Raw genomic sequence first — 13,773 nt, forward strand, 5'->3', positions numbered from 1 at the left:
AAATGCTATTGAAAGGAAAATAAGATGACAAAAAGCTTACCTAAAGATTTTATTTTCGGTGGTGCAACAGCGGCCTATCAAGCTGAGGGAGCAACCCACACAGATGGAAAAGGACCTGTTGCCTGGGATAAGTACCTAGAGGATAACTACTGGTACACGGCAGAACCTGCCAGCGACTTTTACCATAAGTACCCTGTGGATTTGAAATTGGCTGAAGAGTATGGCGTCAATGGGATTCGGATTTCAATTGCTTGGTCACGGATTTTCCCGACAGGCTATGGCGAGGTCAATCCAAAAGGTGTGGAATTTTACCATAATCTTTTCGCAGAATGCCACAAACGCCATGTAGAACCTTTTGTGACCCTTCACCACTTTGATACGCCAGAGGCTCTTCATTCAAATGGCGATTTCCTCAATCGGGAAAATATTGAGCACTTTGTGGACTATGCGGCTTTCTGTTTTGAAGAATTCCCAGAAGTTCGCTATTGGACGACTTTCAATGAAATTGGCCCCATTGGTGATGGCCAGTACTTAGTTGGAAAATTCCCGCCGGGTATCCAGTATGACTTGGCCAAGGTTTTCCAATCCCATCACAACATGATGGTCTCTCATGCCCGTGCTGTTAAGCTTTATAAGGATAAGGGCTACAAGGGTGAAATCGGTGTCGTTCATGCCCTTCCGACAAAATACCCTTACAATCCGGAAAATCCAGCAGATGTCAGAGCAGCAGAGTTGGAAGATATTATTCATAACAAATTTATCCTAGATGCGACTTATCTGGGGCACTATTCAGATGTAACTCTGGCAGGAGTGAATCATATCCTTAAGGTCAATGGTGGTCAGCTGGATCTACGAGATGAAGACTTTGCGGCTTTAGAAGCAGCTAAAGACCTCAATGACTTCCTTGGCATCAACTACTATATGAGTGACTGGATGCGTGACTTTGACGGTGAAACAGAAATTATCCATAACGGAAAAGGCGAAAAGGGAAGTTCCAAGTACCAGATTAAGGGTGTAGGGCGCAGAGAATCTCCAACCCATATACCAAAAACTGATTGGGATTGGATTATCTATCCGCAAGGTCTCTATGACCAAATCATGCGGATTAAAAAAGATTATCCCAACTACAAGAAGATTTATATCACAGAAAATGGTCTGGGTTATAAAGATGAATTTGTGGACAATACGGTTTACGACGATGCTCGTATTGACTATGTCAAGCAGCATTTGGAAGTTTTATCCGATGCGATTGCGGATGGGGCTAATGTCAAGGGCTACTTTATCTGGTCTTTGATGGATGTCTTTTCTTGGTCTAACGGTTATGAAAAACGCTACGGCTTATTCTACGTAGACTTCGAAACGCAGGAGCGCTATCCTAAGAAATCCGCTCACTGGTATAAGAAACTAGCTGAAACACAAATGATTGAATAGAAAGTAAAGCCGTTAGAGTTGAACTCTTTCGGCTTTTTTGGGTATGCTAATCCATAGAAGTCTGATTTGATGGTAGGCGGAGCTTGGTGCTCAATCACTGAGCTGGACTTGCTGGTCTGAATGCTTGCGGAAAAATTTAAAATTTTTCTTTGAATTGGCTTGAGAGACAGACAGTTAGGATTGCATTTTTTATGACAGCCAATGGCTCTGTACTTGGAAATCTGCTATAATGGTCTTATGATTATTTTACAAGCAAACAAGATTGAACGCTCTTTTGCAGGGGAGCTACTTTTTGACAATATTAACCTGCAGGTGGATGAGAGTGACCGGATTGCCCTCGTCGGTAAAAATGGAGCTGGGAAGTCAACCCTACTCAAGATTTTGGTGGGCGAGGAAGAGCCTACTTCTGGTCAGATCAATAAAAAACGAGACCTTTCCCTGTCCTATCTGGCTCAGGATAGCCGCTTTGAGTCGGAGAATACTATCTACGACGAGATGCTGCTGGTCTTTGATAGTCTGCGTCAGCATGAGAAGCGCTTGCGGCAGATGGAGCTGCAAATGGGAGAATTGTCAGGGGAAGAGCTGACTGCTCTCATGACCCAGTACGACCAGCTGTCAGAGGACTTTCGCCAGAAAGGTGGTTTTACCTACGAGGCTGATATTCGAGCTATTTTGAATGGCTTCAAATTTGACCAGTCCATGTGGCAGATGAAGATTTCTGAGCTTTCAGGCGGGCAGAATACCCGTCTGGCTCTGGCTAGGATGCTTTTGGAAAAGCCAGAACTGCTGGTCTTGGACGAGCCGACCAACCATTTGGATATAGAGACCATTGCCTGGCTAGAGACTTACTTAGTCAACTACAGCGGTGCCCTGATTATCGTCAGCCACGACCGCTATTTCCTAGACAAGGTTGCGACTATCACGCTGGATTTGACCAAGCATTCTTTGGATTGCTATGTGGGCAATTACTCTAGCTTTGTGGTCCAAAAGGAGCAGAAGCTGGCCACCGAAGCCAAGAACTACGAAAAGCAGCAGAAAGAAATCGCAGCCTTGGAGGACTTTGTCAACCGCAACCTGGTCCGGGCCTCTACGACCAAGCGGGCTCAGTCCCGCCGTAAGCAGCTGGAAAAGATGGCGCGTTTGGACAGGCCGGAGACTAACAGTCGCTCGGCTAATATGACCTTCAAATCCGATAAGGTTTCGGGAAATGTTGTGCTGACCTTGGAAGATGCGGCTATTGGCTACGGCGAGGAAGTCCTGTCGGAGCCGATTAACCTTGACATTCGCAAGTTTAATGCGGTAGCTATTGTCGGACCAAATGGGATTGGAAAGACGACCTTGATTAAATCACTAATCGGGCAAGTGCCCTTCATCAGAGGCAAGGAGCAGCTGGGGGCTAATGTAGAAGTGGGCTACTATGACCAAACTCAGAGTAAACTGACTGCCAGCAATACAGTTCTCGATGAGCTATGGAATGACTTCAAGCTGACGCCAGAGGTCGAGATTCGCAATCGCTTAGGCGCTTTCCTCTTCTCGGGAGACGATGTCAAGAAATCTGTCAGTATGCTATCGGGTGGAGAGCGGGCGCGGCTACTCTTAGCCAAGTTGTCAATGGAAAACAACAACTTCCTCATCCTAGACGAGCCGACCAACCACCTGGACATTGACAGCAAGGAAGTGCTGGAAAATGCTCTGATTGACTTTGACGGCACCTTGCTCTTTGTCAGCCATGACCGTTACTTTATCAATCGCGTGGCCACCCAGATTATCGAGCTCTCTGAAACAGGCTCTACCCTTTATCTGGGTGATTATGACTACTATCTGGAGAAAAAGGCAGAGCAGGAAGCCTTGCGTGAGGAGATGGAGCAGGTTGATTCTGACAAGCCTGTCCCTGCCAATGACTATCAGCTTCAAAAGGAAAACCAGAAAGAACAGCGCCGGCTGGCCCGCCGCTTAGAGCAATTGGAAGCGCAAATCGAGGACTTGGACAGCCAGATCAGTCAGCTTCAGGAAGCCATGCAGGCAACCAACGACGCCAGTGAACTCATGGAGAGCCAGCAGCAAATCGACCAGCTGACCGCCGCCCAAGAAGAAGCCCTGCTAGAATGGGAAGAATTAGCGGAGAAGGTGTAGGAGTATGCTGTTTCTGTGAGAAATGAGCTTCTTAGAGCTTACAGGAAAAATTAAATTGATATTCAATGTGGTTCAGTTATCGTATTACTAAAGATTTTGATGACTGAATCGTTTTATTTAAGAAAAATAGGAGAAAATGATGGATTTTGTAATAATTTTTATTGTCTTAATGCTAGCAATTTTTGCTTTCGTAGGTTGGATAGTTTATTGGGCGATTAGTCATTCCGCTAAAAAGAATAAAGTATGCCAAGCCTTCGCTTCCGAGCACGGCTATCAATTTGACAAAGCACAAGGTAATGACTATTACAGAGATTATTCCAAGCAAAAAAAAGTAATGATCTCACACTAAAGCTTTTCCAGAATCCGTATCTAGAAAAATACGCTCATTTTAGTCATTATCCATTTGGTCGAGGAAATATGGTAAAAGTTGCTTATGTAATTTCAGGTAATTACAATGGTTCTCAATTTCGGGCTTTCACCTATCATTTTGAGGGGAATTCAATTGAGAATTCTGGTCCAGGTGGTGTTTTCAGCATTGTTATGATTCAGTGCCCTGATGCACCAAAAGTTCAGCTTTCAGAGCAAATGTTTTATGAAAATGGAATGCTCTGTGAATACCTTCGAGAAAATTTGAATGTAGAAACGATTCATGAGAGAATTGAGAAATTGGCTTATATTGCAAGTACAAAATAAGTTTGGGAATAAAAAATAAGAATTTTTCTACAATACAGATGTATGCTGACAGAACTAGAATAAGAATTAGAAATGAGGAGAGATATGTTTTTTAGAAGACGTCGTTTTTATTTGAATCAATATTATGACAAAGCCATTTATTATGATCGTAAGACCCATGAAGTTTTAGAAGCTCCAAAGAGTAAACTATTAGATACGGAGAAATCGAGCAGGATGAATCGGCATATTCCTCTATTAGTTGTTTTCTTTATGTTTAGCGGTGGCGGACTTACTTCCTTCTTTAGTCTATTTTTACAAGGAACTTATAGTATGACTGCTTTTTGGAGTGTTATTCTTATCTGGATAGCAGAGTTTGCTTTTATCACTATCCTCGTAGAACGAGCCTTGTATAGAAATGTCAATAAAGCTCAAGTGACTACCCAAACGGTTTGTCTGACTACTATGATTTATCCCGATGACGAAAATCAAGACGAAGAGGAAAAGACGGAAAAAAAGGATTTAGCAAAGGTGCTTTTTTATATTTTAATGCACTCTTATTTACGGCTCCTGCAGTTGGTTTCTACTATGTCTATGATTTTATTTCCCGCTTTAAAGACTTGTTGGGGCAACCGATTGGAGGATAGATTTTTAAGATTATATTTGCAGGTCTTTTGTTGGGAGTTGCTTTTGTTGGGTTCAATCAAAATAATTTCGTTAGAATCTTGAAATCGTCACAAAGGTTTGAGGAGGGGAGAATTAGTGTGATATGTAGAGCCGACGCCAATCCAGATGTCTATCTAGAAGTGAGCGTTGGAGCAGATGGAGCTATTTTGACAAAAGAGCTACATGATTATAAAGCTGGTGCTTAGCTGATTTGAAATTGAATAACAGTCAGTGAAGCAGTAGAGATTATAAAGTTTAGTAACAGAACTTCAATAAGTAATTAGAAAGAGGTTAGAATGTTTTTTCTTAGACGTCGTCGAGTGTTTATAGGCGAATGTGATGGTCAGGCGGTCTATTATGACCAGCAGACTGGGGAGGCTTTGGCCGCTCCAAAGAGTATCCTGCTCAATACGGAAGGTGCTTATAAGACCAATGCTTACATTCCTGAAATGGTTATTTTTCTGATGGCAGGTGGGTCAGGGGTTTTTGGATTCTTTTCAGCTATGTCCATTGGTGTCTATAACTGGACCAGTTTGACCTATATCCTACTATTTTGGTTGGCTGAGTTTCTGTTAATGGTCGCTATTCTTGAGCGAGGACTTTATAAAAATGTTCGCAAGGCTGTTCCGACAACAGAGAAGGTGTTTTACTATGCAGTGTCACATAATTTGATGGTAAGGGATGAACATTTTGACCCAGCTAAGGCATCTGCCACAGTCTACCGAATTTTTAGATACATAATAATTGCTGTTGATATCTATTTAGTATATGTTTTTTTTAACTATACTCAAAAGTTTGGTCAGCCTATTGAGACTAATGATAATTTTTGGATGGCTGGATTTATGTTCTATACACCCTTTTTGTTTTATAACCAAAATAACCCGGTTCGTTTTGTGAAGATTATGAAGCTATACAGTCAAGGGAAAATCTTGTTTAAGAAAGAAACAGAGAGCGAAACTTATAACTAGGTATTAGGTAAAACAGTCGAATCGCAGAAAGCAGGTGCTATATCTTTAACGGAGCGAGGAGTGGTTGTTGCGACAGTTGCTGTTTTGTGACACAATTTGTTTCCTATCCTAAAATGGAAGATTCCCAAGAATATGAGGCTTTCTGACAGATGAAATTTGGAGATTAAAAATGGAAAAAATGGGAAAAATAAGTATTTTCGGTGCAGACTTTGAACGAAGTAAGAAAATCGTAACGAATGGAAAGTTTGCCTTAACAGCCGGTATGCCAAATCCTATTCATATGGGGATCATCAATCGCCTCTTTACAGTTATTATTGCTGGATTTTTCTTTTTTGGGATTCTAACTTATGGTGTTTTAATGGGGATGCCTGAGTTGATAGGTGCAGATAGTGATATTCATTATATTTCGGTTGAGGCAGGAATGTTAATTCATAACATAAGTTCCTTTTTAAAGCCCTTCAATCTTAGTATTTATTTACTATTTCTTGTGGGGATGATTCCTGTTTTTTGGCCCAAAAAACGCTTGACCAGCCAGCTTTGGACCTACTTTCCTTTCTATTTCACCATGTCCATTTGCGCCTTCATATCAGGACTGTACTTTGCCAGTGCAGTGGCCTATGATGCTTATACATGGCTGGGCTTCTGGCTTGAGCTTGGGGTAGGCATAGCCCTCTTTTTCTGGATTATCCTCAATAGCATTCAGAATCTCAAGCGCAGACTAAATGATCAAGAGGAAAAGTCAATCCTTAAGCAGCTAGTCAGAATTCTCGCTGGAATCACGGCAATTCTCTTTCCAGTGTCGCTGGTCTATCATCTGCTATATCAAGTCCCTCTTCAGTGGTATTTCTACATTTTAGGCTTGTTTTTGCCAGTTTGGTTTGTCATTGGAGCTCATTTTATCGCCTTTATGATCAATGTCCATATCTTTCAAGCCTACTATATCCACAAATACCCAGAAGAGTATAAGGCTTATTTAAAGATATCGGACCGAGAATGGTACAGCAAACGATATTATAAAAAGCTGGTTAAAAGTGGCCAGCTACAAGAAGAAACAACACAAGAGAATGGAGAAGAAAATGAGTAAAAAATTATTGCCTTTAGGCAGTATTGTAAGTAAAGAGCCAGATCAAGATATTAAGTCTAGAAAGTAAATATGGAGCTATCCATTATGAAAAAAATAAGATTATTATTTGCTGTGGATAATGGTATGGGCACTAATTTAAAAGGAACAGGCTTAGCTGCAGAGTATTATCCTTTTTCAAGAAATATTGTCTGGAGAAAGCTCGATAAGGAAAGTATACGGAATCACCAAAAGAGAGCCAAGAAAATTAGCAGATTAACTTGGATGTCTTCGCCGCTTTTGATTGTACCGATTATGGCTTTTATCGCTGGTTATTCTGATAATTACATTGTTCCTCAAAAAGAGTTTGGCCTTTTTAGTTTTCTGTTACCGATACTTTTAGGAGTTTGGTTTTTTATACTTTTTGAATTATGGATGGTTTCAATTAGAAATACTTATCCTTTGATTGAAGCTCCTAGTAGTACTGTTCAGAAAGAATATTTTAAAGTTATACACGATATCACTTTAAAGCATAATGATGTTTTGAAACAGATAAAAACACCCTATCTTGCAAATATTTTAGTAGTCTCGTTTATTGTTTTTGCAGTCATTCCTTTTGTTTACTGGTTTTATTTTATGCCGAGTACAATCATAGAGTTTATGGTGAAATTAGTTGTGCTTGCTATATTACTTTCTTTGATTCCAAATATTATATGGAATGGAGTCTTTAAGACTGTTATAAATAATAAAATTATAAATGAATTAAATGATGAATTAGAAAATGAAAATAGGAAATTATGACCCCATGTTATCAATTCGTTCGATTATCATAAACCAGTTTAGAACTATATCAACCTGACTTGTTTTAATTGTTGGTATATAGAGAGGAAAGAAAAAAGGATGTTTTTTAGGAAAGTTATTTATATAGGGGAAAGTGATGGTCAGGCTATTTATGTAAATGTAGAAAAGCCAAGAGACCCCTTAGCAGCTCCTAAAAGTAAACTATTGAATACAGAGGCATCGCGTGGCAATCGAAAACAAATCATTTTAATTACATCATTTCTGATTGCTTTTAGTGGTGCGATGCAGCTTTTTCCTGAGACACGATTATTTGGTGGTGTCTATGGCTATGGTACTTTGGTTTATTTTCTAATTGTTTGGTTTCTGGAAGGTACTCTTTTGTTGGTGATAGTAGAGCGAGCCCTTTATAAAAATGTTAAGTTGGCACAGCCAACCAGTAAAGAAAATTTTAGACGGGCAGTTGATACTAATCTTATTTGGGGTAATTTTGGCGATAAGAAGGTTACTCTTGGCAAGAAGATATTCGCTTGGATTTTCACAGTATTTATGGCTTTAATGGGACTGATTGGTCCAATTTTAGTCATATCTATTCTAGTTTTTAATATGATAGGGACACCTATCGGCAGTGAGATTATCACTTTAAGCTTTATGGGTATTTTACCAGCTGTAGCAGTTCTGTTATTATGGCAAAACAATATGGTTCGATGGTTTATGGCTGTTGAAAGATATAGAAAGAATAGATACAATAAAATTTCATAATAGAAAATATGAGTTTTGAAAAGTTTTGCTGTTATGAATTCCAAAGTGAAGGATTATTTGAACTCTTATGAAGGTGGTGGTCGTTATGGCAGCAATTTCTAGACATCTAGAATAGAAAATGTATTAGCATTGAGGGTAAAAGCATGAAGAAAAAATCTATTTTTAAGGCAAGTTTTGAAGAGAGTTTGAATTTACAGGACGATCCCATTTCAGGAGAATTTTCCAATAAAAATTTAGCATCTGCTCAAGAAAAAGAGAAATACAGAGGTACTCCAAAATCGTATGTATGGTTGACTGTTTTAACAATTGTTTTCATAATCGGTCCTAATTGGCTTATAACAGCCTTAACTAATTACCTTTATCATTATTCTGAGGATTCTCCTATATTGCCACCGGTTCATAATTTCTTGCCCAACTGGCTATTTATTATTTTCTTACTCTTGTGGCTTTTACTGATTTTTTGGGGGAAACGCTTTTCTCAGCAATTTATCCTTATATATAGGGGACAATTTCATATGTTTGTCACATTCCTAATTTGGTTGATTATCGAAATGAATCTATTTTTACTGACATTTTTGTATAGTACGATAAAAGCGACCGGAGCAATTCTTTTTTTTGTTTTGTTTGGGCTTATGTGCTGCATTATCGTCCGAAGCAGGCGAACTTCGTTACTGTCAATGCTATATGGCAAACAAGAAGACGAACAAGACTGGCTGGGGAGACTGTTTCATAAAGTGGCTGCATTTATCTTCAAATATGGTTTTGGAATTATTGTAGTTTTACTCATTTTTAGGTTGATTTTTCCCCATGCGGTAGGGCTTATGTTGGATACCCTAGGTGTTTTGTTTATTTGGTTTGTAGGTGACTTGTTATTTGTCCTGCTAGAAAGTTTTCTGATATTTCCATTTATGCTTCAAGGATATTACAAATGGAAATATTCCGAAGAATATCGAGAATGGGAAGGTAAGTCCGTAGAGGAATGGTATGGGAAGAGGTACTTGAAAAAGCACCCTGAACTATTACAAAAGAAGATTGGAAATCAAAGTTATGACTAAAAAATCTATTTTTAAGGCTAGTTTTGAAGAGAGTTTGAATCTGGAAGATGATGGGTTTTTACAGTATCAGAAAAAAGATTATTATAATAAACTTGGGAAAGCTTTTAAGAAGGGGAAACCCTCCTTTTGGTTTAGCGTTCAAACCCTAATTTTTAGTTTATTGTTTCCGATAGGTGTAAATTTCATGTTATTTGTTTTTGCGATGTCCTTACATGATTCTGATCCTAAGGATTTAAGATTGCCTATTTCTCAACATCCTATACTAACAGTTGAAGTCTATTTAATTTGTTTATTAATTTGGCTGTTAATGGTATTAATGGGCAAATTCTTTAAACGGACTTATATTCTTCCTTATCGTTATCGCTTTCATATCATAACTTTTATGATATGGTTTATGTTAGAATTTAATTTGCTGGCAATCACTATATCTTTACCGGTATTATCAATATGGGGTATCTTGGCACTTTTTGGGTTTCTAGTATTGTTGACTTATTTAATGTTAAGCAGTGAAATTAGAAGTTTAAAAAAACGAATTTACGGGAATATTCAATCTCTTACTCTGCAGGATAAAATTGCCAATATGATATCTGTTTATGGAATGGGAATTTTGGGAATTGGTGTTATTATTAATTTTATTTTGAAAAGTTTTTCTATAAAATTTTCAACTTCTATAGAAGGCATGGGGCTTTTCTTGACATGGATTATTTTGAATATCGTCCTAATTGCCATACTCATTTTTATGGAATTTCCTTTCTTTTTAGAAGCATTCTACAAATGGAAATATCCAGAAGAATACCGAGAATGGGAAGGCAAGTCCGTAGAGGAATGGTATGGGAAGAGGTACTTGAAAAAGCACCCTGAACTACTACAAAAGAAGATTGGTAATCAAACTTATGGATAAAAAATCTATTTTTAAGGCTAGTTTTGAAGAGAGTTTGAATCTGGAAGATGATGGGTTTTTACAGTATCAGAAAAAAGATGTCTATAGCAAATTAGAAAAGTATTATAAAAAAGGCTACCCTTCTATAGGATTAAAAATTCAGAGTGTTATTCTGGCATTGATATTTCCAATAAGTTTAAATTTCATGCTTTTAGTAATTTCTATTTATCTACATGATTCCAACCCAAAAGATTTAGCTGTTTCTATATCTAAAACTCCCTTATTGTCAGCTGAAATATATGTTTTATTCCTGTTTGTATGGTTACTCGTTGTCTTAGTTGGAAAGTTCATTAAAAGAAATTATTTATTACCCTATCGTTATCATTTTCATGTAATCACATTTTTAATTTGGCTTAGTTTTGAATTTAACCTGCTAGCTATTGATATGTCATTACCAACTTTATCTGTTTGGATGATCGCTGCAATTTTTGTCTTTATTTTTATATTAGCCTATTTTATGTTTAGCCTTGAAATTGAAAGTCTCAAAAAACTGATGTATGGTAATGGAAGTGGGTCTTCTCTTCACAATAAAATTGCCAATAAGATAGCGATTTATGGAATGAGTTTTTTTGGAATTGGAGTAATTATAAACTTTATTGTAAAGAGTTTTTCCATGAAATTTTCAACTTCGTTGGAAGGCTTAGGTCTTTTTATAACATGGATTATCCTAAATATTGCTGTGATTGCTATGCTAATCTACATCGAATTTCCTAGTTATTTACAAGCTTTCTACAAATGGAAATACTCCGAAGAATACCGTGAGTGGGAAGGCAAGTCTGTAGAGGAATGGTATGGAAAAAAATATTTAAAAAAACACAAGGATTTATTAAAAAACAGATGAAAAGAACGATTGGTATAGGTAATAGAGATAAGTAGACAGGATTTTTAGCAGAATTTGCCTTTTCCGATTTTCAGCCGATAAGATTTTGACGAAAAGAGCCTCGTATGAAAATAAAATCCGAACAAGGGGCAGTGAAGGTAGTTTTGAAAGAGCGACTAGGGAAGCGAAACAGCAATTAAAGGAATTGAAGTGGTAAACAAATGGAAGATTTAGGCAAAGTTTTTCGTGATTTTCGTTTAAATGGGCATTATTCTTTGAAGGAAGCGGCTGGTCAGGTTTGCTCAACCTCTCAGCTGTCTCGTTTTGAGTTGGGTGAGTCGGACATGACTCTCTCGAAATTTTTAGATCTCTTGGATAATATTCATGTGACCCTTGAAAATTTTATGGACAAGGCAAGGAATTTCCAGCATCATGAGCATGTGGCCATGATGAGTCAGATTATCCCTCTTTACTACTCAAATGACATCAAGGGATTTCAAGACTTGCAAGTGGAGCAGTTGGAAAAGGCCAAGGCCAGCAGTGCGCCTCTTTACTATGAGCTGAATTGGATTTTGATGCAGGGCTTGATTTGTCAGCGAGACAGTCAGTTTCGCATGAGGCAAGAGGATTTAGATAAGGTGGCTGATTATCTCTTCCAAGTGGAAGAATGGACTATGTATGAGCTGATTCTCTTTGGCAATCTCTATAGCTTCTATGATGTGGACTACGTCTACCGTCTGGGCAAGGAAGTCATGGAGCGAGAGGACTACTACAAAGAAATCGGTCGCCATAAGAAATTGGTCTTGATTTTAGCCCTCAATTGTTACCAGCATTGTTTGGAAAGTCGTTCTTTTGATAAGGCTAGTTATTTTGAGGCTCACGTGGAGAAAATCATTGGCAAGGGCATCAAACTCTATGAACGCAATGTGTTCCTCTATCTCAAGGGTTTTGCGGCTTATCAGAAGGGAGAGAAGAAGCAGGGAATCAAGCAAATGCAGGAAGCCATGCACATCTTTGAAGTGCTGAATTTACCTGAGCAAGTCGCCTATTATCAAGAGCATTTCGATAAGTTTGTAAAAGTATAATTTCCCAAATATGGGAAAAATAAAGAACCTCTCTCTATTCCTGATACAATAGTTTCAGAAATGGAGGGAGGTATTTTTATGAATCGACAGGCAGCACAGTTGATTACACGGGCTGCTATTAATAAAATTGGAAATATGCTCTATGACTATGGGAACAGCATCTGGCTTGCTTCTTTGGGAGCTCTGGGACAGACGGTCTTGGGCATTTATCAGATATCGGAGCTAATCACTTCTATCTTATTTAATCCTTTGGGTGGGGCCATTACGGACCGCTTTTCCAGGCGTAAGGTTTTGATGGTAACAGATTTGATTTGTGCTGGACTTTGTCTGCTGATTTCCTTTATCTCAAATGACCAGCTCATGATTGGAGCGCTGATTTTTGCTAATGTGGTTCAGGCCATAGCCTTTGCCTTTTCTCGGCCAGCTAATAAGTCCTACATCACTGAAATTGTGGACAAGGAAGACATTGTGGCTTACAATTCTCATCTGGAGCTGGCCTTGCAGGTTATCAGTGTCTCAGCTCCAGTTCTGTCTTTTATCGTGATGCAGTATGCAAATTTGCGCGTGACACTTCAGCTGGATGCTCTTAGCTTCTTTCTAGCTTTTGCCTTGGTTTACTTTCTACCTAATCATGAGCCAAGCAAGCAGAAGTCTCCCATCAATCTTGGCAATATCCTGAGAGATATCAAGGAAGGTTTAGTTTATATCCGTCAGCAAAAAGAAATCTTTTTTCTGCTCTTGGTAGCTTCTGCAGTTAACTTTTTCTTTGCGGCTTTTAATTATCTATTGCCTTTTACTAATCAGCTCTACGGCAAGACCGGCTCTTATGCAACTATTTTGAGTTTGGGAGCTGTAGGCTCAATCGTTGGAGCTATTCTAGCTAGCAAGGTTAAGGCCAGTATGGGAAATCTACTCGTCGCTCTGCTATTGACTGGTGTTGGAGTCCTGGTCATGGGCATCTCTGCCTTGCTATCGGTTCATCCATATTTTTCTTATTCTGGTAATCTTATCTGCGAGCTCTTTATGACTGTTTTCAATATTCATTTCTTCAGTCAGGTTCAGACCAAGGTGGAGCAACAGTACCTAGGCCGTGTTTTCTCAACTATTTACACGCTGGCAATTCTTTTCATGCCTCCTGCGACTTTTCTAATGACGCTGCTACCGAGTGTCCGCACCCTTTCCTTTCTTCTGATTGGTCTAGGGGTGATAGGATTGGCTTTGATTTCCTACCTTTATCAAAAGAGAATACAAAAAGACTAGGCTGGATTTCCAACCTAGTTTAATGTTTTGTCTTGCAAATCTTCAGCTGAGAATTTTTAAATTCATTACTAGCCTAATTTGGCTTAGAACTTTATTTCCAAGCTACTAGTCCAATCGGCTGATAGA

Annotated in this window: 12 protein-coding genes and 1 pseudogene; all 13 read left to right on the forward strand. The window is 38.7% G+C overall.

Annotated elements, in window-relative coordinates; all coding sequences use genetic code 11:
• The first annotated feature begins 24 nt into the window (after nt 1–24).
• The 13 genes and pseudogenes from lacG to ACWPVL_RS07865 all read left to right on the forward strand — a co-directional run bounded on the left by lacG (nt 25) and on the right by ACWPVL_RS07865 (nt 13,647).
• Nucleotides 25–1,431, forward strand: coding sequence for a 6-phospho-beta-galactosidase (gene lacG, locus ACWPVL_RS07805; protein WP_454388081.1), 1,407 nt, complete (start codon nt 25–27; stop codon nt 1,429–1,431).
• A 237-nt stretch (nt 1,432–1,668) separates the two neighbouring features.
• A complete protein-coding gene (locus ACWPVL_RS07810) occupies nt 1,669–3,564 on the forward strand; it encodes an ABC-F family ATP-binding cassette domain-containing protein (protein ID WP_454388214.1) in 1,896 nt (631 codons plus the stop codon).
• Nucleotides 3,565–3,700: 136 nt separating this feature from the next.
• Nucleotides 3,701–4,257: pseudogene (locus ACWPVL_RS07815) on the forward strand (hypothetical protein).
• Between the two features lie 84 nt (nt 4,258–4,341).
• Complete coding sequence (locus tag ACWPVL_RS07820) at nt 4,342–4,962, forward strand: hypothetical protein (RefSeq protein ID WP_454388083.1); 621 nt, start codon at nt 4,342–4,344, stop codon at nt 4,960–4,962.
• Between the two features lie 233 nt (nt 4,963–5,195).
• Nucleotides 5,196–5,867 (forward strand): hypothetical protein, encoded by a 672-nt coding sequence (locus ACWPVL_RS07825; protein WP_454388085.1) that lies wholly within the window; start codon nt 5,196–5,198, stop codon nt 5,865–5,867.
• A gap of 178 nt (nt 5,868–6,045) precedes the next feature.
• A complete protein-coding gene (locus ACWPVL_RS07830) occupies nt 6,046–6,951 on the forward strand; it encodes a beta-carotene 15,15'-monooxygenase (protein WP_454388216.1) in 906 nt (301 codons plus the stop codon).
• 69 nt (nt 6,952–7,020) lie between these two features.
• Complete coding sequence (locus ACWPVL_RS07835) at nt 7,021–7,728, forward strand: hypothetical protein (RefSeq protein WP_454388087.1); 708 nt, start codon at nt 7,021–7,023, stop codon at nt 7,726–7,728.
• Nucleotides 7,729–7,827: 99 nt separating this feature from the next.
• Nucleotides 7,828–8,487, forward strand: coding sequence for a hypothetical protein (locus tag ACWPVL_RS07840; protein ID WP_454388089.1), 660 nt, complete (start codon nt 7,828–7,830; stop codon nt 8,485–8,487).
• 143 nt (nt 8,488–8,630) lie between these two features.
• Nucleotides 8,631–9,542 (forward strand): hypothetical protein, encoded by a 912-nt coding sequence (locus ACWPVL_RS07845; RefSeq protein ID WP_454388091.1) that lies wholly within the window; start codon nt 8,631–8,633, stop codon nt 9,540–9,542.
• The gene (locus tag ACWPVL_RS07850) at nt 9,535–10,443 is read left to right on the forward strand and encodes a hypothetical protein (RefSeq protein ID WP_454388093.1); all 909 of its coding nucleotides are present in this window, start codon (nt 9,535–9,537) and stop codon (nt 10,441–10,443) included. The genes ACWPVL_RS07845 and ACWPVL_RS07850 overlap by 8 nt, the downstream gene beginning before the upstream one ends.
• Nucleotides 10,436–11,323: a hypothetical protein gene (locus tag ACWPVL_RS07855; RefSeq protein ID WP_454388095.1), complete on the forward strand. Its 888-nt coding sequence runs from the start codon at nt 10,436–10,438 to the stop codon at nt 11,321–11,323. Before ACWPVL_RS07850 ends, ACWPVL_RS07855 begins: the two co-directional genes overlap by 8 nt.
• Nucleotides 11,324–11,523: 200 nt before the next feature.
• Nucleotides 11,524–12,387, forward strand: a complete 864-nt coding sequence (locus ACWPVL_RS07860) for an Rgg family transcriptional regulator (RefSeq protein ID WP_454388097.1) — start codon at nt 11,524–11,526, stop codon at nt 12,385–12,387.
• A 78-nt stretch (nt 12,388–12,465) separates the two neighbouring features.
• Complete coding sequence (locus tag ACWPVL_RS07865) at nt 12,466–13,647, forward strand: MFS transporter (protein ID WP_454388099.1); 1,182 nt, start codon at nt 12,466–12,468, stop codon at nt 13,645–13,647.
• The last annotated feature ends 126 nt before the right edge of the window (nt 13,648–13,773 follow it).

It is taken from the genome of Streptococcus sp. Marseille-Q8145, from assembly GCF_965112035.1.

Coding starts and splice junctions, on each gene's coding strand:
- lacG (WP_454388081.1), top strand. CDS start 25: ATGACAAAAAGCTTACCTAAAGATTTTATTTTCGGTGGTGCAACAGCG.
- ACWPVL_RS07810 (WP_454388214.1), top strand. CDS start 1,669: ATGATTATTTTACAAGCAAACAAGATTGAACGCTCTTTTGCAGGGGAG.
- ACWPVL_RS07820 (WP_454388083.1), top strand. CDS start 4,342: ATGTTTTTTAGAAGACGTCGTTTTTATTTGAATCAATATTATGACAAA.
- ACWPVL_RS07825 (WP_454388085.1), top strand. CDS start 5,196: ATGTTTTTTCTTAGACGTCGTCGAGTGTTTATAGGCGAATGTGATGGT.
- ACWPVL_RS07830 (WP_454388216.1), top strand. CDS start 6,046: ATGGGAAAAATAAGTATTTTCGGTGCAGACTTTGAACGAAGTAAGAAA.
- ACWPVL_RS07835 (WP_454388087.1), top strand. CDS start 7,021: ATGGAGCTATCCATTATGAAAAAAATAAGATTATTATTTGCTGTGGAT.
- ACWPVL_RS07840 (WP_454388089.1), top strand. CDS start 7,828: ATGTTTTTTAGGAAAGTTATTTATATAGGGGAAAGTGATGGTCAGGCT.
- ACWPVL_RS07845 (WP_454388091.1), top strand. CDS start 8,631: ATGAAGAAAAAATCTATTTTTAAGGCAAGTTTTGAAGAGAGTTTGAAT.
- ACWPVL_RS07850 (WP_454388093.1), top strand. CDS start 9,535: ATGACTAAAAAATCTATTTTTAAGGCTAGTTTTGAAGAGAGTTTGAAT.
- ACWPVL_RS07855 (WP_454388095.1), top strand. CDS start 10,436: ATGGATAAAAAATCTATTTTTAAGGCTAGTTTTGAAGAGAGTTTGAAT.
- ACWPVL_RS07860 (WP_454388097.1), top strand. CDS start 11,524: ATGGAAGATTTAGGCAAAGTTTTTCGTGATTTTCGTTTAAATGGGCAT.
- ACWPVL_RS07865 (WP_454388099.1), top strand. CDS start 12,466: ATGAATCGACAGGCAGCACAGTTGATTACACGGGCTGCTATTAATAAA.